At 43.2% G+C, this 19,525-nt stretch carries 16 protein-coding genes; 6 read left to right on the top strand and 10 right to left on the bottom strand.

Features of this window, described 5'->3' with window-relative positions; genetic code table 11:
* Positions 1 to 9: 9 nt before the first annotated feature.
* The 7 genes from F9K23_07495 to nadC all read right to left on the bottom strand — a co-directional run bounded on the left by F9K23_07495 (position 10) and on the right by nadC (position 5,717).
* Complete coding sequence (locus F9K23_07495) at positions 10 to 390, bottom strand: hypothetical protein (GenBank protein KAB2916440.1); 381 nt, start codon at positions 388 to 390, stop codon at positions 10 to 12.
* Between the two features lie 192 nt (positions 391 to 582).
* The gene (locus F9K23_07490; protein ID KAB2916439.1) at positions 583 to 2,067 is read right to left on the bottom strand and encodes an NAD(P)(+) transhydrogenase (Re/Si-specific) subunit beta; all 1,485 of its coding nucleotides are present in this window, start codon (positions 2,065 to 2,067) and stop codon (positions 583 to 585) included.
* A gap of 96 nt (positions 2,068 to 2,163) precedes the next feature.
* The gene (locus F9K23_07485) at positions 2,164 to 2,466 is read right to left on the bottom strand and encodes an NAD(P) transhydrogenase subunit alpha (protein KAB2916438.1); all 303 of its coding nucleotides are present in this window, start codon (positions 2,464 to 2,466) and stop codon (positions 2,164 to 2,166) included.
* Between the two features lie 4 nt (positions 2,467 to 2,470).
* On the bottom strand, positions 2,471 to 2,866 hold the full coding sequence (locus F9K23_07480) for a four helix bundle protein (GenBank protein KAB2916437.1): 396 nt from the start codon (positions 2,864 to 2,866) through the stop codon (positions 2,471 to 2,473).
* 35 nt (positions 2,867 to 2,901) lie between these two features.
* Complete coding sequence (locus tag F9K23_07475; protein ID KAB2916436.1) at positions 2,902 to 3,999, bottom strand: Re/Si-specific NAD(P)(+) transhydrogenase subunit alpha; 1,098 nt, start codon at positions 3,997 to 3,999, stop codon at positions 2,902 to 2,904.
* A gap of 126 nt (positions 4,000 to 4,125) precedes the next feature.
* The gene (locus tag F9K23_07470; GenBank protein ID KAB2916435.1) at positions 4,126 to 4,803 is read right to left on the bottom strand and encodes a T9SS type A sorting domain-containing protein; all 678 of its coding nucleotides are present in this window, start codon (positions 4,801 to 4,803) and stop codon (positions 4,126 to 4,128) included.
* A 56-nt stretch (positions 4,804 to 4,859) separates the two neighbouring features.
* The gene (gene nadC / locus F9K23_07465) at positions 4,860 to 5,717 is read right to left on the bottom strand and encodes a carboxylating nicotinate-nucleotide diphosphorylase (GenBank protein ID KAB2916434.1); all 858 of its coding nucleotides are present in this window, start codon (positions 5,715 to 5,717) and stop codon (positions 4,860 to 4,862) included.
* 410 nt (positions 5,718 to 6,127) lie between these two features.
* Between nadC and F9K23_07460 the strand changes: the two genes are divergently transcribed.
* Together F9K23_07460 and F9K23_07455 are read left to right on the top strand one after the other, a co-directional pair.
* Entirely contained in the window at positions 6,128 to 12,343 is a 6,216-nt protein-coding gene (locus F9K23_07460; protein KAB2916433.1) for a hypothetical protein, read from the top strand.
* A 459-nt stretch (positions 12,344 to 12,802) separates the two neighbouring features.
* Complete coding sequence (locus F9K23_07455) at positions 12,803 to 13,210, top strand: hypothetical protein (protein KAB2916432.1); 408 nt, start codon at positions 12,803 to 12,805, stop codon at positions 13,208 to 13,210.
* Between the two features lie 14 nt (positions 13,211 to 13,224).
* On the opposite strand, the gene F9K23_07450 is transcribed toward F9K23_07455, so the two are convergent.
* The gene (locus F9K23_07450; GenBank protein KAB2916431.1) at positions 13,225 to 14,094 is read right to left on the bottom strand and encodes a T9SS type A sorting domain-containing protein; all 870 of its coding nucleotides are present in this window, start codon (positions 14,092 to 14,094) and stop codon (positions 13,225 to 13,227) included.
* Positions 14,095 to 14,115: 21 nt separating this feature from the next.
* Positions 14,116 to 14,613 (bottom strand): dihydrofolate reductase, encoded by a 498-nt coding sequence (locus F9K23_07445; protein ID KAB2916607.1) that lies wholly within the window; start codon positions 14,611 to 14,613, stop codon positions 14,116 to 14,118.
* A 75-nt stretch (positions 14,614 to 14,688) separates the two neighbouring features.
* Here F9K23_07445 and F9K23_07440 point away from each other — a divergent pair, with 75 nt between their 5' ends.
* On the top strand, positions 14,689 to 15,585 hold the full coding sequence (locus F9K23_07440) for a hypothetical protein (protein KAB2916430.1): 897 nt from the start codon (positions 14,689 to 14,691) through the stop codon (positions 15,583 to 15,585).
* Between the two features lie 16 nt (positions 15,586 to 15,601).
* On the opposite strand, the gene F9K23_07435 is transcribed toward F9K23_07440, so the two are convergent.
* Positions 15,602 to 16,126 carry a hypothetical protein gene (locus tag F9K23_07435; protein ID KAB2916429.1) on the bottom strand — a complete coding sequence of 175 codons (525 nt, stop codon included), beginning with the start codon at positions 16,124 to 16,126 and terminating at the stop codon, positions 15,602 to 15,604.
* A 118-nt stretch (positions 16,127 to 16,244) separates the two neighbouring features.
* Between F9K23_07435 and F9K23_07430 the strand changes: the two genes are divergently transcribed.
* The 3 genes from F9K23_07430 to F9K23_07420 all read left to right on the top strand — a co-directional run.
* The gene (locus F9K23_07430; protein KAB2916428.1) at positions 16,245 to 16,964 is read left to right on the top strand and encodes an oxidoreductase; all 720 of its coding nucleotides are present in this window, start codon (positions 16,245 to 16,247) and stop codon (positions 16,962 to 16,964) included.
* Positions 16,965 to 16,970: 6 nt separating this feature from the next.
* Positions 16,971 to 17,990: a radical SAM protein gene (locus F9K23_07425; protein ID KAB2916427.1), complete on the top strand. Its 1,020-nt coding sequence runs from the start codon at positions 16,971 to 16,973 to the stop codon at positions 17,988 to 17,990.
* A gap of 127 nt (positions 17,991 to 18,117) precedes the next feature.
* A partial coding sequence (locus F9K23_07420; protein ID KAB2916426.1) for a hypothetical protein occupies positions 18,118 to 19,525 on the top strand: 1,408 nt, incomplete at its 3' end.

Below are 19,525 nucleotides of genomic sequence, written 5' to 3'. Positions count from 1 at the left end.
TCCACGTCCTTACCAATAATTAAAAGTAGGATTTTGCTTTCTAAATTCTTTGAAGAAAGAATCCAATCCCGCATTTTTATATATTGTGCTGTTACTATTCTCTTTTACCAATAATGGTCCGTATTGTGGAGTGTTACAAAATAACCACATTATATAATTACCGGATGAATCATAAAGGTAGATATCAACCCGTCCTTTATTACGGAGCGGAACACGCTTTGTACTTGACCGATTATCCATTATACGCCTTAAATTTAAAATTGAGTCTGGATCATTAATTTCAAATGCATTTGATTCTAAATCCGCAATCACTATTCGTGTTATTTCTCCATACTTTGTACAAGAAAAACATATACATGAAAGAATTAAAAATAATATTTTTATTCTCATAATATTTAGAGTGTAGTTACAACAATATATTACCCTCTTGCTCCCACAAGTCTGTCGCGCAGGTCGTGCTCTGAGAATATAAGCTTGCAACTTATTCATTCTTTTCAATGCACAGATTCCCAACCAAGTTGAGAATGACTCTCAACCACACATTGATTCGATTATATTCTCTATTAGTACCCTGAACTGAGATTAACTATTTTTCATTTCGCTTACCAAAGCCAGTAGGGTTTTCTTGGCATCACCAAACAACATACTGGTTTTAGGGTCAAAAAACAGTTCGTTTTCAATGCCCGCATAGCCGGCATTCATCCCGCGTTTCATCACAATAATATGCTGGGCATTATCAACGTCCAAAATAGGCATACCGTATATCGGGCTGTCCTTGTCCGTGCGTGCGGCAGGGTTTACCACATCGTTCGCGCCAATTACCAGCACCACATCTGTAGTGGAAAATTCAGGGTTAATTTCCTCCATTTCCAGCAACTTGTCGTAGGGCACATTACTTTCGGCCAGCAATACGTTCATGTGGCCGGGCATACGTCCTGCAACGGGATGTATAGCATATTTCACCTCCACACCTTCCTTTTCAAGCAATTCTTCCAGCTCGTGGCAGGTGTGTTGGGCTTGGGCAACCGCAAGGCCGTAACCGGGCACAATAATTACTTTTTTGCTGTATTTCATCAGCATGGCCGCATCAGCAGCATTAACTTCTTTTATAGTACCCTGTGCTGTTTTAGCATCACCGCCGCCACTTGTTTTGTTGCCGCCAAAGTTGCCAATCAATACGTTGGTTAGGGAGCGGTTCATGGCCTTACACATTACTACGGTAAGAATTGTACCTGCCGAGCCCACCAGAATACCACCCAACAACATTACTTGGTTATCGTACAAGAAACCGCCGCAAGCGGCTGCAACGCCAGTAAATGAGTTTAATAGTGAGATTACCACGGGCATATCTGCGCCACCGATGGGGAGTACAAACAAAACCCCGTATAGTAACGAGAGCGCCAACACAAGGTAGAATACCCATGCACCGCTAAGGGTACCTGCTATAAACAGCCCTGCCAATACTAATATCACCAGCAATAAGCCGATGTTGACTACCTGCTGGGCAGGTAATACGTAGTCTTTTACTTTGCCATCCAATTTGCCCCAGGCAATCATACTTCCTGCAAACGAAATAGCACCGATTATCAATCCTGCAAAAATGATAAGCAGTTTGATGCGCATAGAGGCCATTAAAGCCGCTTGAATGGTTTGTACAAGCTCATTCATGGCACCGCCCATAATTTCTTGGGTTGGGGTGTTTGCTGCGTTCAATATTTCGCCCAAATGCCCAAACTCTATGATTGAGATAAGCATGGCACACGCTCCACCCATACCGTTGAACAGCGAAACCATTTGGGGCATCGCCGTCATTTGTACGCGCTTTGCGGCCAATGTACCTATTACCGAGCCTAAAAGAAGCCCGCCGAAAATCCATTCAAGGTTGTGCAGGTGTTTGCCGTCTGTGGTTTTATATAAAAATATAGTACCGAATATGGCTACGGCCATACCAAAGGCGGCCACAAGGTTTCCCTTGCGGGCACTATCGGGTTTGCCCAGCATTTTTAACCCTACGATAAAGGTTATTGAGCCTATTAAATAGCTTAAAACTAATAAGTTGTTTTCCATCTTATGCGTTGTAATATGGTTACGTTATGCTGAACTTGTTTCAGTATCTCATCAGTATATTTGTAAGTGAGATCCCGAAACAAGTTCGGAATGACTTTATTTTTTCTTCTTAAACATTTGCAGCATACGGTCGGTTACTACAAAACCGCCCACTACGTTCAGGGTGCCTAAAAGCACGGCTAAAAAGCCTAATACTTTAGCTCCCATAGTATCGGCTTCGCCCATTACAATAATGGCCCCGATAATTACCACCCCGTGTATTGCGTTTGCACCCGACATCAGCGGGGTGTGCAATATGGTGGGTACTTTACCTATCAGCTCTATCCCAACAAATATCATCAGGATAACCATGTATATCATTTGCTGGTTTTCGGAAATAAAATTCAGTATAGAATCCATATTATTATGATTTATTGACTTGTAGACTTGTTGATTTTATTGCTTGCTTAGTTACCCTTTTAGCCGTTTTTCTTGAGGCTGCCATTATTGACAGTATTTCAATATTTTCATTCATTAAGTCTTTTATCTTTTCATGTTTAATAATTTCAGCTTCGATAAGTAATTCCATCCAAAATAAAGTTTCGTCTGCTTCTTCTACTACGATGCTTAGTTTTGAATAAAACTCTTCGTTTGACCTTGCACGACAAGCGGCTCTGTAATTTGCCCCAACAGATGTAGCTGAACGTAACAGTTGTTTGCCAATTACTCTGGCTTCTTCGGTTTTTGGTAATGACCGAAAAAGTCGAATATTTCGGAGTGCAAACTGTTTTGTGCGTTTTTTTAGAACCTCAGCATCCATAAATCAACAAGTCCACAAGTCAAAAAATTAATAAATTACTTTAATACTTTATTCTCATGCACTACCAATGTACCCGCAGTAATTTCCTCCTCCATTTCCCATTTCAGGCCGTCTTTGGTGGCCAAATGGGTAAGCAGGTTATAAATATTCTTAGCATATAAATCGCTGGCGTTTTGGGGCAGCAAAGCGGGTATATTGCTTTGGCCTATAATTTTCACCCCGTTTTTCACCACTGTTTGGTCCAGCTCGCTCATTTCACAGTTACCGCCTTGTTCAACGGCCATGTCCACTATCACGCTGCCAAACTTCATGGCTTTCACCATTTCTTCAGTTATCAATATCGGGGCTTTTTTACCCATTACCAGTGCGGTGGTAATTACTAAATCAGCCTGTGAAATGTGTTTAAGCAATGTTTCTTTTTGGCGGCGCAGGTAGTCTTCGCTTACCTCTTTGGCATAACCGCCTTCAGTTTTCACCGCATCTCCACCATCTACCATTACAAACTTACCCCCCAACGATTCTACCTGTTCTTTGGTTTCAGGACGAACGTCTGTAGCCTCTACAACTGCACCCAAACGTTTGGCGGTAGCAATGGCTTGCAAACCTGCTACACCCACTCCAAAAATTAACACTTTAGAGGGGGTAACCGTTCCGGCAGCTGTCATCAGCATCGGGAATATTTTGCCCATGGCATTGGCACCCATCAGCACGGCTTTGTAACCGGCCAAATTGCTTTGTGAGCTTAGTGCATCCATGTTTTGTGCGCGTGAGATTCGCGGTATAGCATCCATAGCAAAACAGCTGATGCCTTTTGCTGCAATTTTTTCGGCCAGCTCACGGTTGTGGGTGGCGTATAAAAAGCTAACCAACACCTTGCCTTGCGGTATCAAGGCTATTTCATCGTCGGTGGGTTGGTTTACTTTTAAGAAAATATCAGCATTTGCCAGTTGAGTTTTATCGGTAACCAGTGCGCCGGCTTGTGTATAAGCCTCGTCACTAAAAAATGAGGATAATCCTGCACCGGTTTCCACCAGTATTTCGTGTCCTTGTTTTATGTATTGTTGGGCTACCTGTGGTGTAAGGGCAACGCGGGTTTCGGCGGGGCGCGTTTCCTTGAATACGGCAATTTTCATTCGTTGTACTTGCGGGTATTATTTTTGTAAATGTAAGAGTTTTAGTAATTGAAAGTCAATTAAAAAACAATAAAAAAGCCTTGCTGAATAGTCAGCAAGGCTTTTTATATAGGGGCAATGTGCCGCTTATTGTATTTTCTTAAATTGTTTTGATACTATTTGGTTGTTGCTGTTGGTATAGCGAACAAAGTAAATACCGGCAGGCAACTCTGATAAATCTAAAGTGCTGGTGCCGCCGTTGTGTACGTGAGTCATTTTTACTTGACCCAATACGTTGTAAACTTCAATGCTCACAGGCTTAGTAGTTTCTAACGAAATGTTAAGCTTGGTGGTAGCAGGGTTTGGATAAATCTCCATGCTGTTGCTTCTGTTAGCTACTTTGCCGTTGCTAAGTGTCCAGGCATCAAAAGTAAAAGCAGCAGTTTTTCCGTTTACGCTATCGCCTTCTTCAAAAACATACATATCTACATTACCTGCGCCGCCTTTGCTTGCAGGGTAAAGGTGTACATCCAAATTGCCTGAATCGCCGGGGGCTAATTCAAACGTAGCGCGGGTTACGGTTACATCCCAGCAAAGGTTTTTGTCACACAAAGCAGCGGTCCATCCGTTAGGAGTGTTACCAACAGTCATGCGCCATACAAATGTTTTGTTGCTAGAACCTGTATTTTTAACGTATGATTTGCCTATCAATTCAAAATCAGAAGATGGGCCGTAAACGTGTTTGGTTGACGGGCTTACTGTAAACTGCGCTTGTAGTGCAGTTACTAGGGCAATAGTTACAAGGGTAAGTATATATTTTTTCATGTCAAATTCTTTTTAAATCAGTGGATTGTGAAACAACCGCAAAAATCGTGCAAATATCAGGCAAATTCTTTTAAACTGATATCTAAACTTTTTACCGAGTGGGTTAACGCCCCTACGGAAATGTAATCAACACCCGTTTCTGCATACGTCCTCACCGTTTCCATGGTAATGCCGCCCGATGCTTCTGTTTCCATCCTTCCAGCTACTAATTCTACCGCTTCTTTCATCAGTTGCGGGGTAAAGTTATCAAACATCACCCGGTGCACTCCGCCTGCATCTAGGACTTGCTTTACTTCGTCAAGGTTGCGGGTTTCTACCTCAATTTTCAAATCAAGCTCATTATCAGCAAGATACTTTTTGGTTCGTTCAACTGCTGCTAAAATCCCCCCCGCATAGTCCACATGATTATCTTTCAGCATAATCATATCGTATAAACCTATCCTATGGTTGTAACCGCCGCCAACGGTAACTGCCCACTTTTCAAGAAAACGCAAGCCGGGTGTGGTTTTGCGCGTATCTAAAATTTTTGTGTTCAGCCCCTCAAGCAGCTTTACCATACTATTAGTAGTGGTGGCAATACCGCTAAAACGTTGCATACAATTTAACACTAATCGCTCAGATTTCAAAATACTATGTACACTGCCTTCAACTATCAATCCCACATCTCCTTTTTTCACACGGTCGCCGTCTGCCAGCAATACTTCTACCTTCAAGGAGCTATCCACTTCGTTAAAAATAACACGGGCTAAATCCAGTCCGGCAATAATGCCGTCGTCTTTTATCAGCAAACGTGCTTTGCCCATTGTTCCTTGCGGGATAGAAGCCAACGACGAGTGGTCGCCGCTGCCTATGTCTTCCTGCAAGCTGTGTTTTATAAAATCAATACACTGGGGCGAAGTGAAAAGAGGGTTCATTTTCTGTTTAAACGTTTTTGCAAAGGTACCCGATTTTTGATTGTAAACGGCAGCCGAAACCTAATAACTCCCTAACTTTGGAGTATGACTAAAAAGGTTTCAAAATTAAATGCGCAATGGCACGAGGCGCACCCCATGCCTAAAAACCCCACCTCGGAACAACGCATACAATGGCACCTTGAACACAGGGAGCATTGCTCATGCAGGCCCATTCCAGAGAAACTGCTTGCGGAGATGAAACTTCGCCATTTGGTTTAGCGCGAAATATTTTTTTGAAAAAATAGCGGCTAACCGTTTACTTTTTTTCTTACCAGGGTATGCAACATTTGGATAAGGAAAAATGCCCTTTATCCTAACTTTGACCTTTGATAAATTGGTTATCTTACAACTTTTAATTTGTGCCTGTGATTATGAAAATTAAACTGCTTATTGTTTTGTTTGCTTTGTTGGGTCTTAAAAGTGCTGCGGCGCAAGACACCACTTCTTGGAGTAGCTGGCTCGATTTGGGAGACTTCCCGTTTTCGTCGATGGATAAAGATACCAGTTACAAGGCACTTTGGCTAAAAGCAGACAGCTTGCTAAACGAAGAGCTTACCCAAGATGCCAATGAACAATTGAATAGTATTGAAACGCTGGCACGAAAACACAAAAATCATTCGCAGGTAATAAAGGTGATAATACGCAAGCTTACCCTTGAAAAGCAGCTTGCCGAAACTAACCTGTGGCAACAATTAAAGAAAATAGATGCTGAAATAGCAGTGATGCCTGAGCCGCATAAAAGCGTGTTGCAAAGCATAGCCGGTAGTGCATGGCTGGAGGTATTGAACCAAAAAAGTTATTACTACGACGGCGAAGAAGAGCCCGATACTAACGACCCTGTTTTTTGGCCCGAAGACCTTATTTTGAAACGTGCGGAAAGCTATTTTTTAGCTTCAGTACAAAATACAGAGATACTTACCGGTAGCCCCATCGGCAACTATACGGCACTGGTATATGCTTCAAAAAAGAGTGCTGAGTACTTTCCTGCATTGTATGATGTGCTTATGTGGCGTTTGTACAGTTTCTACAATAATTATTACTCAATAAATATTGCAAAAGATACTGACGTACTTGAGGCGGAAACCTTGTTTGCTGATGCTACTATTTTTGTGAATACTCCGTTGCTTACCGATAACGAATATGCATATCGATTAAAGGGGCTTAATACCCTTAAATTATTACTGCAACGCTTTATTAATACAGGAAAAAAAGAAGCCCAGCTACTAACCGATATTGAGCGGATAGAATTTGCGGCCATTGCATACGGCGATGTGTATGATAAGCAATTACACATAAACTGGTACAAAAACCAATTAGCACTGTACGGCAATTACCCCATTGTAAACGAGGCGGTTTATAAGTTGGCAAAGCTATTGAGTTGTACAGACAATTACAGCTATGGCGTAGGTTGGGATAATCAACTGTGCCAAAACGCTGAAGCTATACGATACCTAAATGCGGCCATTGAAAAATATCCCAAGGAAAATGCAACCATAAACTGCCGTCAGCTAAAAAGCGAAATACTTAGTCAATCTCTTCGTGTATATACAGAGTATAGTGTAAAGTCGAAACAGCCGTTCAGGTTCAGCATCAATTATAAAAATACCGGGAAATTATACCTGCGCTATATACCTATTGGCCAAGAAGCCTTAGAGGCAATTAACAACCACAAATACAGCAATACTGATAGTGCGCAAATATACAAACTGCGTGAGTTGCTGAAACAACCTTACATAGACCCCCAAACCGTTAGTTTGCCCATTGATACCAACTTTATGCAGCACCGCACCGAGTGGTACCACAAAGGGCTGGCGGCAGGGCATTATGTGTTGCTGTACTCAGCCAACGAAAACTTTGATGCTGATACTAACGTGGCAGGCTATGTAGCATTTTGGTCAACTGATTATGCGTTGTACACCACTCCTACAGGGCCTAAAACACATCGTTTTTTTATTACGGATATGCTGACCGGAAAGCCTGTAAAAGGAGTGAAACTGGTAGCAAGTACCCCTACATATAACGATCGTTCTACAATCCTCAACAAAAAAATAATAGGTGAGGGAATTACCGATAATACGGGAAGTATTGAAATAACACTTTCTGAAACCTCCTACGGAATTGAGATTGACGCCTACAAAAACGATGAACAGCTGATTAGCAGCAGCTACTCGTTTTATGCAGGGATGTATTATTTTGAAGAGGGCACGGCACAAGTATTGCCCCAAACCCGCTTTGTTACCGACAGGAGCATCTACCGCCCCGGCCAAACCGTTTATTTTAAAGGCTACCGCGTAAAAGAGTACCCCAAAGAAGGGCGTACGGAAATACTTAAAAACTCAGCAGCCACTGTAAAATTTGACGATGCCAACGGCGAAGAAATTGCATCGCAGGAATATACTACCAACCAATACGGAACATTCTCGGGCAGCTTTGTAATTCCTTACGGAAGGCTTACCGGCTATTATACCCTGCACGACCAATACGGGGACTTCGGCTTTTTGGTAGAAGAATACAAGCGACCTAAGTTTAAAGTACAAACCGATACCATTAAAACCTCGTTTGACTTTTACGACACAATTACGGTTACAGGCAATGCAACGGCGTATGCCGGAAACGCCATCAGCGGGGCAACCCTTGAATATTCGGTATTGCGCCAGCAAGATTATTTTTACTACGATTACTGGTGGAAAGAAAGGACACAGGAAGAAACCTTTGCATCAGGCAAGCTAACGTTGGACGATGAAGGGAACTTTACCATAAAGTTTGCTGCAATACCTGATAATGATACAAACAGTAATTACTCATTTACGGTAAATATTGCAGTAACCGATATTGCCGGTGAAACCCAAGCCACATATCAAGCCATAACCGTGGGGCCGCGCAACGTATATGCTACCCTTACAACTCCTTCAGTTGCCTATACTGATGAACCGGCCACCATTACTGTTTTTGCAAGAAATGCCAACGGTATTGACATACCGCTGCAAGGCAAGCTTACGATTACAGAACAGATAAGTGAGTCGGAGTTTATTACCGAAATGCTATGGGACAAGCCCGATACCCAACTGATTGATGCCAAAACACTAAAACGTTATTTCTCAAACCGTAAATATCCATACAGCTATTCCGCACCGCAAAAAGGGCAGGAGGTGTACTCAGCACAAATAAATATTGCCAAAGGCGAAGAAACGATACAATGGAACACGGCCAAACTAAAACAAGGTCAATACCAAGTTTTGTTTGAGTATGCAGATAAAAAAGGTATTGTGTACAGGGAAGAAAGAATCCTATCGGTGGCTGACCCGAAAGGCAAGAAAGCCTTTTTACACAAAAACCTTGAGATTGAATTTAGGAAACCCTTTGCAAAACCCGGTGAAACCATAGAGGTACTGATAAGCTGCCGAATGCCCCAAACCCACGTGGCCTATTTTATCGAACGCGGCGGAAAAACCACCGAAGTGCAGTGGGAGAAGCTGAACAATAGTTTGTTAAGGGTGAAGATACCTGTTGTCGAAACAGACAGGGGTGGTATGTATATTATTGCCGCCGCTGTTCATAACAACCGTTTTTATTCGGCAAGAAGATACATACAGGTGCCTTACGAGAAAAAGGAACTGGATATACAAATAAGCAGTTACCGCGATAAAATGATACCCGGCAGCAAAGAAGAATGGGTGCTGAAAATTACGGGGCCTAACGCTCAAAAAGTATCGGCTGAGGTAGTGGCATCCATGTATGATGCTTCACTGGATGCATTTACAGATAACACATGGCATAGTTTTATGGGTAACAATTACTATATGCTACCCAATTACGTGTCCCCATCATCACGTAGTACTAATATACAAAGCTCAATCGACCTCAAACTATTCCCTTCTTACAGCGGAACTTTTTCAACCATTAAACCCGGTAGTTTGCGATTCTTTAAATGGATTGTCGACCCCTTAACTACATACGGTGAGTTTGGTTGGATGGACGGAGATGGCTTTGGCTCTGGACATGGTTTAGGAGGCTCAGGATATGGTTCCGGTGGCGGTGGCTCAGGCGGAAGTGGCGGCGTTTACGAGTTTAGAAGTAACAAAACAAATTATGCTTTTGGCGACGCATCGGCCAAAGAAAGCCCCATGGCGTTTGATATGGCAGCCCCTGCAGCAGCTGTCGAAAAAGCTGAAGACATGACCACTACGCAGGCTATGGCAAATAGTATGACGGCACCCCAATTTGTAAAAATACGCCGTAACCTTAGCGAAATGGCGTTCTTTTACCCTCACTTCCAAACCGACGATAGCGGCGCAGTAATAGTTAAGTTTGTTGCCCCCGAAGCCCTTACAGGTTGGAATTTCAGAGCGTTTGCACACACTGAAGATGCCCAAAGCGGTATGGTAACTCTTTCATCCATCACCCAAAAACCACTGATGGTGCAAACCAATATGCCCCGTTTCTTGCGTCAGGGGGATGAAATATACATTTCGGCAAAAGTGGTAAACCTTTCGGATAAAGCGCTTAATCCAACCGCTGTGCTAGAGGTTTACGATGCTACCACCGGTAAAAACATAAAAGAGTTTAACAATATAAATGCCCTACAAATAACTCAAATGGCAGCAGGCAGTACCGAGGCGGTTAAATGGAAGGTAACCGTACCCTCAGGGTACGGTGCTTTAAAAGTGATTATAAAAGCCTACGACGGTAATTACAGCGATGCCGAAGCCAATACCTTACCCGTATTGAGCGACGAGATTTTGGTAACCGAAGCATTGCCCATTGCGTTTAGCGGCAGTACCCCACAAACCTACGAGTTGAAGAAATTGGTGCAAAGCAAACCTTCAACCACCCTTAAAAACCATAAACTTACTTTTGAGTTCACAGGCAACCCCGCTTGGTATGCCATACAAGCATTACCTTATATGATGGAGTTTCCGCACGAGTGTGCAGAGCAATTGTTTAACCGTTATTACGCTAACGCATTAGCCAGCCACATAGCCAACAGTAACCCGCTGATAAAAGATGTATTTGAATCGTGGAAAAATGCGGCGGCTCAAGGCGAGGAAGGCTCTTTTGTGTCTAACCTTGAGAAGAACGAAGAATTAAAATCTCTTCTGTTGACAGAAAGTCCTTGGTTGAGCGAAGGCAAAGACGAAACCGCGCGCAAACAACGGTTAGGTCTTTTGTTTGATGAAAACACGATGGCAAACTCGCAAAAGCAGGCGCGGGAAAAGTTGCTGACCATGCGTAAAGAAAACGGTGCATATCCGTGGTTTGGCGGAATGAACCCCAATCGCAACATTACCCAATACATTGTAGCGGGGATGGGTAAGCTAAAAACTGTTACGGGCAGTTGGGACCAATTGTATGAATTAGAAATTCAACCTTCGTTGGCCTACCTGCACCGTGAGGCTAAAAACGATTATGATATGCTGGTGCGCAACAAAGCCGACCTTAGCAAGAACCAGCTTGGTTTTACCCAAGTACAGTATTTATACGCCACGAGCTTTTTTGATGTGGACGAGGACGAAAACAGGGCTGATTATGAAGCTACTTTTGATTACTGGCGCGAGCAAGCTACCAAATACTGGAAAGGTCGCAGCCGCATGGAACAAGCGATGATTGCTCTTGCCCTTTATCGTTTGGGGGAAGACGTTGTGCCGTTTAAAATTTTGTATGCCTTGCGCCAAAATGCACTGGTGAACAAAGACAACGGAATGTACTGGAAAGAAATGACGGGCGGTTACGGCTGGACTGATGCTCCTATCGAAACCCAGTCATTGATTATTGAAGCGTTTAGCAATATTGGCAACGACACCTTTGCGTTGTTGCAAACCCAAAAATGGTTATTAAAGCAAAAACAACTGAACGACTGGGGTACAACCCGCTCTACCGCCGATGCTTGCTATGCCCTGCTGATTAAAGGCAGCGAGTGGCTGGAAGAAACGCAAGCACCTGCAATACAAATAGGTTCTAAAACGCTGGATACTGAAAACGACCCGGAAATAAAGACAGAGGCAGGTACAGGCTACTTTAAAAAGTCGTTCACAGGTGATGAAATTACTGCTGATATGGGTAAGGTAACCGTAGCACCTCAAGCAGGCCAAAACCTGCCGATGGCCTGGGGAGGTTTGTATTGGCAATACTTTGAAAAACTGGATAAAATTACCCGCGCACAAACTCCGTTATCGCTGATTAAACAACTGTTTATTGAAAAAAATACCGATAGCGGTGTGGTGCAAATTCCGCTTGTTGCAGGTACGGTATTAAAAGCAGGGGATAAACTTACCGTTCGTATTTTCTTAAAGGCAAACAACGATATGGAGTACGTGTATTTGAAAGATATGCGTGCGGCGGCTCTTGAGCCTGTTACGGCTATATCGGGCTACCAATGGCAAAACGGGGTAGGATATTACCAAAGCATCCGCGATGCCAGCATGAATTTCTTCTTCGACCGTTTGCCCAAAGGCCAGTGGATGTTTGAGTACAGCTTACGTGTATCGCAAGCAGGTACTTTCCAAAACGGAATTGCGACCGTGCAAAGTATGTACGCTCCTGAATACACCAGCCACAGCGAAGGTGTTATAATTACGGTAGCACCGTAAAAACATAAGAGTAAATGCTACAAAGGCACGAAGACGCAAAACATAGTAGCGGCTCAGTGCCTTTGCGGCAAAATGAAAAACTCGTTTGGCTTACTTTGTTTATTGTTGAGTTACTATTAATCGGAAAATTAATCTATCAGCCACAGCGAAGGCGTTGTGATTACCGTGGAACCGTAAAACGTAAGATTTAATGCTACAAAGGCGCGAAGTCGCAAAACATAGTAGCGGCTTCGTGCCTTTGCGGCAAAATGAAAAATTCGTTTGGCTTACTGTGTTTATTGTTGAGTTACTATTAATACCATAATTAATCCATCAGCCATAGCGAAGGCGTTGTGATTACGATGGAGACGTAAGAGAATTTGTATGAGTGATTTACGGGTTAGTAGCCTGTATGCAAACATTGGTCGAAATTTGGCAATGGGTTGATTTTCAAAACACTATAAGGTGTAACTTTATAGTATGAAAGCAGCCCATTACATATCAATCGCAGTATGGGTGTTGTTGGTGCATACCACCAGTATTGCCCAAACTCTGCAAACCGATACCCTTGCAAAACAAGCCGTCTCACCTGATACAACGGTGGTTGCAAAATCACCCGCGTATGATACAGGAAGGGTCAATCCATTTTGTCCTACCTGTACTTTACCGCAAGAAGAGGTAAACAATAACCATGTAACCCCGTATTACCGAGAGAATAAGCCCTATGCTGATGTTCATCGCACGGCCAATATGAAACCGGGGATTTTAAGCACAGACGGCAGTACCCCTTCAATAAAAGGGGCAAGACCGTCAGGAACGGCCTATTATTACAACGGGGTAAGGTTATTGGATAGTAGCCCCATACGTTTGCCGGGGTCGCAGTTTTAAGAAAAATTGTAGGATTATCGGGCTATTACTACTCGTTTGTAGCCCATTTCGCCAGCCGAAACGGTATAAACACCTTCGGGTAGTCCTGCTACGTTCAGTCGGGCGATATTACCTTCCCTAACAACGGGGATAGTTACTTGTTGTCCTATAGGATTAATAAGGGTTATCGCAGTAATTTCTTCCCTGCCTTCGGGTAATTCTATAATCAAATCAGTAGCGGCAGGGTTAGGATATACATTAACTGCGTTTTTCGTTTGCTCAGCCACAGAAACCAATACTTTGCGCAAGGTGATGGTTTTGGTGGTATCAAAAATATCATCGTTCCATGATGAGCTTGAACCCACAGCCGCAGCCACTTTCATATTCATGGATGAACCTGCCCACATTTCAACATCAGTTACCAACTCCACCCGCTTCATGCTAAGGGTAATGGTTTTAGCAGTAGTGTCTACAGTAATGTTTATCTTATTACTGCTTAGGTTTTGGTAATCGCTGTTATTGATGCCTATAATGTCTGAAATGCCTATAGTACCTGCATAGTTTGAGGGCGGCGTGCCGCTCACCCTAACGGTTATCAGTTTTGTCCATCGCAGGTTGTTTTCATTACCCCAAAACGTAAACTCAGGTTTGCCTGCCATGCGTATCATTACGTGTACCCCAAAGTTTTGCTGTTGATTTTCGGGCATTTCGTTCACCGTCAGCCTGAAATAAACAGAATCAACAATACTATCGTAAGCGTGTTCAAACAACGTAGCATCCAATGTGGTGTTCGATGCACCGTCGCCGACGGCATCCGTAGTTATGGTTTGCCAAGTTTGAGCTTGTCCGCCCAAAGCGGCCAACATCAAAATAAAAACAGCGGTTAAACGGGTAAAAACCATCATAGGGTATCAATTAAAACCGCATTAAACGGTTACTCTGTCAAACGTATAAAATGTATAATCGTAGGCGTGGCGTTCATCAGCCGCTCTCTTATCCTCATGCACCACTTTCCACTCAGTTTCATTCATTGCAGGAAAATGCACCGTAGCATCAAACGAGTGGTAAATTCGGGTAAGGTACACCCTGTTGGCTAAATGTATAGCGTGTTTGTATATCTCACCGCCTCCAATTACAAACAACTCGGTTTCTCCCGCTTGTTTTGCCAGCTCAATACCAGCTTCAATAGTAGCTACCACGGTGCAACCTTCGGCCACATAACCGTTTTGGCGGGTTACCACAATATTAGTCCTGTTTTTAAGCGGTCGTTTCCCAAACGATTCAAACGTATTGCGCCCCATCAGCACCCAGTGCCCTGTAGTAGTTTCTTTAAAAAACTTCATGTCGTTGGGCATATTCCACGGTAGGTCATTATCTCGGCCAATTTCATTGTTCAATCCCGCAGCGGCAATCAGGCTAATAATCATACAACAAAAGTAGCCCTTTTACTTTTTTGCTTGTTAGGGCATTCAGGTTTTTTATATTTGGTGCAATACTTTATGAAACACATTCTTGCCACCCTGTTACTGTTTGTAGTAACCGTTGCCGCCCAAGCCCAAGCGCGTAATTATTTTAAAGTGTTTGACCCTAACCGAAACGGTGAAGGGGCAATGCTTAAAAACTCGCCACAAAAAACGGTAGTGGTAATGACTTGCGACCTTGTGACCTTGCAGCCCGGAGACTCGGCAAATTGCCTTGAAGACGTAAAAACATTTGATGATAAAGGCAGATTGGTTGAGCATTATGAGTTTACAGCAGGCCAAAAATTGCAGTATAAATACGACGATAAAGACCGTGTGATTGAATACACCGAAACGCAGATAAACGAAGGCAATGTGCTGATGAAACTGCTGATTAAGTACGATAAAAAGGGGAGGATAACGGCAATAACCAATACCAGCGAGTATATTTTGGCAAAAACAGTGGTTTATAAAGCCGACGAAGAACGCTTGCTAATATCAGAGTCGTTATCGTTTTTGGATGAGATTTATTTTAAGGGTGGTGTGTTGCAAAAGGTGGTGAACCGAAACTCAAGTGAGTTGATATTGTACACTGCGGAATATGAAAGGGATAAACACGGAAGGATTACCGCGCAAGTGGGCGTTGATTATACAGGCGGCGAATACAAGTATTTAATAACAACGGTGTACAATGCAAAAGGACAACGAGATGCCGAGGTTGGCGAATATTGGAACGAGCAGGATACTACCGATAAAATTGTAGAGACGGGAAAGTACTTTTACGATGAAAAGGGTAACCTTACACAAAAAAGTAAAGACACGCCCAATAGCAAACTGCTCACCATGTTTAAGTACAATGAAAAGGGGTTGTTAGAAACCGCCGATTACTTTGATGAGCAGTTTTTATTGGTTACGTTGTATTATTACTATCGTTAGAAGACGCCCAGGAACGTTAGAAGACGCCCAGGAACATCAGCAAACCATAAATGATGCAGATGACGCCTATTACATAAAACAGCCAGCCAAGTACCCAAGGTATTATTACCCCAAGCAGTACCAGCACAAGACCCACAATTACAAACCACAACCAGCTGCCTTTTTCTACTTTTTTGGTAGCAGTTAGGCTTTCAATCTTCTTTATTTTCTTTTGAATTTTGGGCGAAAGTACGGTTGTTGTATTGTCGCTCTTTACGGGGGCTTGTTCAGTAGTCACCGTAGTTGTTTTTTCAGGAGAAACAGTCATTGGCGAAGCCACAACAGGGTGTTGTATGCTGTAATCAGGTTCAACTGCTTGTAAACCGTCTTGCTTAACGTCAAGGGCCGGCAATTGGGCAACCTTTTGCTTTTTAGTCGGTTTTTGGGCTACAGTTTCTTGTTTCTTTGCTTTTACTTTAGGTACATGACCAAAACGCATATTTGAGCAAGAGGATAGAACTAATAGCAAAACAAGGGCGGGGAGTAAAATGCGTGTTTTCATAAATAAAGAAATTTTTTACAAATTTAGCCCTTTACACAATGCGTTTTAAGAACAATATTAACAGTACTTGTGCAATACACGGTTTTTATACACTTGGGTAGCTATCTTTGTGCCCGCTATGGCCGATGACTTTCTTTCAGCCCGCGTAGTTCGTATCGTAAACGAATCCCCCATTGTAAAAAGATATTTTTTGCTGTTTGAGGGTGAAGAATCCTTTACCTATGCCCCCGGGCAATTTGTAATGCTTAACCTGCCCATCAGGCATGAGTTTACCACGCGCAGTTATTCCATTGCTTCGGCACCCGACGGCAGTAACCTGATAGAGTTGTGCGTGGTGCTTAAAGAAGATGGCGCAGGCACACCGTACTTGTTTAAAGATATTAAAGAGGGTAGTGTTTTGCAGGTTTCTCCCGCACAAGGCCGTTTTGTGCTGAACGAAACGATTGATACCGACGTTTGCTTTATAGCCACAGGCACAGGCGTAGCGCCATTGCGCAGCATGGTGAAATATATTTACGATAACAACCTGCCGCACAAAAACCTGCACCTTGTGTTTGGTAACCGTACGCAACAGGATATTTTGTACCGCAGCGAGTTTGAGCAACTGGCCGCCAAACATTCAGATTTTCATTTTCACCCTGTATTATCAAGAGAGGAAAGTGCAGACTGGAAAGGGGCTAAAGGGTATGTGCACCCTATATACAAACAATTATTTGCCGATGTTAGGCCCGCAACCTTTTACATTTGCGGCTGGAGCAATATGGTGCGCGAAGCCAAAAACAGTTTGAAAGAGATGGGCTATGGCCGCAAGCAGATTAACTTTGAACTATACGACTAATTAAGAATGAATCGCAGCGTTAGAGACGGATTAAACTTTGTATCAAAGCTCACCCTACGGAGACTTTGGAACGCTGCTAAAATTGTAGCCTCGTATTTTGTCGCTAAAATTACTAAGCGCCCCGTGCACTGGGGCAACCCCATCAGCATATCGGTAGAGCCTACTACATCGTGTAACTTGCGTTGCCCGCAATGCCCCAGCGGACTGCGTTCGTTCAGTCGCCCTACGGGAATGTTGCAGGGCGATTTGTACAAAGGCATTTTAGACGATTTGGGCAAAGACCTTACGTATCTTATTCTTTACTTTCAAGGCGAGCCTTACTTGAACCCTGATTTTTTAAACATGGTAAAGTATGCTCACGATAAAAACATTTACACGGCCACCAGCACCAATGCCCACTATCTAACCGAAGAAAACGCCCGCAAAACAGTTGAAAGCGGTCTTGATCGCATCATCATTTCGATTGATGGGGTAACAGAAGAAACGTATAAAAAGTACCGTATTGGAGGTAAGTTGGACAAAGTTTTAGAAGGTACGCGCAATCTTGCCAAAGCCAAAAAAGAGTTGAACAGTCCCACCCCGCACATTATCTGGCAGTTTATTGTGTTTAGCCACAACGAACACGAGATACCCGAGGTGAAACGACTGGCAAAAGAATACGGCGTTGACGAATTAGGTATTAAAACAGCCCAGATTTATGACTACGAAAATGGTCATGATTTAATACCTCAAAACGAAGAATACAGTCGTTATAAAAAAGAGGGCTCACGGTTTTCTATTAAGAATAAATTAATAAACCATTGCTGGAAGTTATGGCACAGTTGCGTGATTACTTGGGATGGCTTGATAGTGCCCTGTTGCTTTGATAAAGATGCAACACACCGTTTAGGTGATCTTAAGTATAACACTTTCAGTGAGATATGGAGGGGTGAAAAGTATCATCAGTTTAGAAATCAAATTCTTGGCGGCCGCCAAAACATAGATATCTGCAAAAATTGCACTGAGGGGACTCAGGTGTGGAATTAATGTTAATATGTTGTTTTTTTGGGTTTTAAATTCTATTTTCGGGGTTTGGTATAATTCAAACACAAAAAAGGAAATCGAGGCAACAAATTAATTAACATTGTTCTCTATTCTAAAAAACTGATTAGGAATGAAAAAACTTTTACTATTAACTTTTTTACTCATTGCATTATTTTCTGTTAAGGAGGCAGATGCTTCCCACGTAATGGGTAGCGATATTACCTATGAGTGCTTGGGTAATGGCCTATACAAGGTTACAGTTACAGTTTACCGCGATTGCAACGGTATTCAGTTGAGCAGTTCTCCTTTAACTGCAAAATGTGCCTCAGGCTCTGGTTCAACGTCTTTCAACCTTACCAAAATCAAAGTAACGGATGTAACGGGTATCGGTTCAAACTGCCCTACTCAAAGCCGTTGCAGCGGTAGTTATACCTACGGTATTGAAGAGCACGTTTGGGAAGGCGTTATTAACCTTAACTCACTAAACTGCTGCGAGGTTATCCTTGGTTGGGAGCAATGTTGCCGTAACGGTGCGATTACCACCGGTGCGTCAGGTGCAAACTTTTATACCAGTGCAAAAATCAACAAATGTGTTACTCCTTGTAACAGTTCACCCAAGTTCACATCTTCTCCTGCCGGTATTATTTGCGTAGGTCAGGATTTTGTGTTTAACAACGGTGCTTCTGATACTATTGATGTGGGCGACTCATTGTCGTATAAATTGATTACTCCGCTAAGTGCTGAAGGTACAACCATTGCCTACAGCGGTTCATGGAGTGCTCAAAAACCTATTACCTTCCTAGGTTTCCCTAATGCAAGTTTGGGTTTCCCAGCCGGTTTCCGTTTGGATAGTGTTACCGGTGACTTGAGCTTCCGTCCTACCAAACAAAACGAAGTTACCGTAATGGTAATTGAAGTAACCGAATGGCGTACCATTAACGGCACACCTACGGTTGTAGGGGTAACCCGACGGGATATGCAGATTATCGTAACTCCCTGTCCGGATAATAAAGTTCCTAAAATCAGCGGACAAAGCCAAACAGCCTGTTCAGGTCAGCAAGTGTGCGTAACGGTAACTACCGACGATGCCGATGCTGATGATACGGTGCGTATCTCATGGAACCGCGGTATTCCCCGTGCTACCTTCAGCAACAACAACGGTGCTACCAAACGTGCGGGCGGTTCCGTATGCTGGACTCCTGCCGAGAGCGATGTAAGTAACATTCCTTATACCTTTACCATCACCGCTAAAGACGACGCTTGCCCCCGTCCCGGTCAGGCTATCCGTTCGTTCAGTATCACGGTGCGTGAGAGCCCTAAAGGTACTATTCAAGCAACAAAACTAACCTGCGGTAAAGTTGCAATAGATTACACCCCTGCTAAAAACAACTACCCCGGTTTGACTCATACCTGGTCGGTAAAAGACAGTACCGATGCTACCATTGCTTCGAGCACTAAAAAGAAAGACACCATCCGTATGCAACCGGGCAGAAACCGTTTGTTTTTGACCCTTCGCACCAGTACTCCTTGTGTAAACG

Source organism: Bacteroidota bacterium (genome assembly GCA_008933805.1).
In the GTDB taxonomy this organism is placed as follows: domain Bacteria; phylum Bacteroidota; class Bacteroidia; order UBA8524; family UBA8524; genus SB11.
Note: the sequence above shows the minus strand (reverse complement) of the source record. Positions and strands in the feature narration are given on the sequence as shown.

Coding starts and splice junctions, on each gene's coding strand:
- F9K23_07490 (KAB2916439.1), bottom strand. CDS start 2,067: ATGGAAAACAACTTATTAGTTTTAAGCTATTTAATAGGCTCAATAACC.
- F9K23_07430 (KAB2916428.1), top strand. CDS start 16,245: ATGGCCGATGACTTTCTTTCAGCCCGCGTAGTTCGTATCGTAAACGAA.
- nadC (KAB2916434.1), bottom strand. CDS start 5,717: ATGAACCCTCTTTTCACTTCGCCCCAGTGTATTGATTTTATAAAACAC.
- F9K23_07450 (KAB2916431.1), bottom strand. CDS start 14,094: ATGATGGTTTTTACCCGTTTAACCGCTGTTTTTATTTTGATGTTGGCC.
- F9K23_07480 (KAB2916437.1), bottom strand. CDS start 2,866: ATGGATGCTGAGGTTCTAAAAAAACGCACAAAACAGTTTGCACTCCGA.
- F9K23_07475 (KAB2916436.1), bottom strand. CDS start 3,999: ATGAAAATTGCCGTATTCAAGGAAACGCGCCCCGCCGAAACCCGCGTT.
- F9K23_07435 (KAB2916429.1), bottom strand. CDS start 16,126: ATGAAAACACGCATTTTACTCCCCGCCCTTGTTTTGCTATTAGTTCTA.
- F9K23_07460 (KAB2916433.1), top strand. CDS start 6,128: ATGAAAATTAAACTGCTTATTGTTTTGTTTGCTTTGTTGGGTCTTAAA.
- F9K23_07455 (KAB2916432.1), top strand. CDS start 12,803: ATGAAAGCAGCCCATTACATATCAATCGCAGTATGGGTGTTGTTGGTG.
- F9K23_07470 (KAB2916435.1), bottom strand. CDS start 4,803: ATGAAAAAATATATACTTACCCTTGTAACTATTGCCCTAGTAACTGCA.
- F9K23_07485 (KAB2916438.1), bottom strand. CDS start 2,466: ATGGATTCTATACTGAATTTTATTTCCGAAAACCAGCAAATGATATAC.
- F9K23_07440 (KAB2916430.1), top strand. CDS start 14,689: ATGAAACACATTCTTGCCACCCTGTTACTGTTTGTAGTAACCGTTGCC.
- F9K23_07495 (KAB2916440.1), bottom strand. CDS start 390: ATGAGAATAAAAATATTATTTTTAATTCTTTCATGTATATGTTTTTCT.
- F9K23_07425 (KAB2916427.1), top strand. CDS start 16,971: ATGAATCGCAGCGTTAGAGACGGATTAAACTTTGTATCAAAGCTCACC.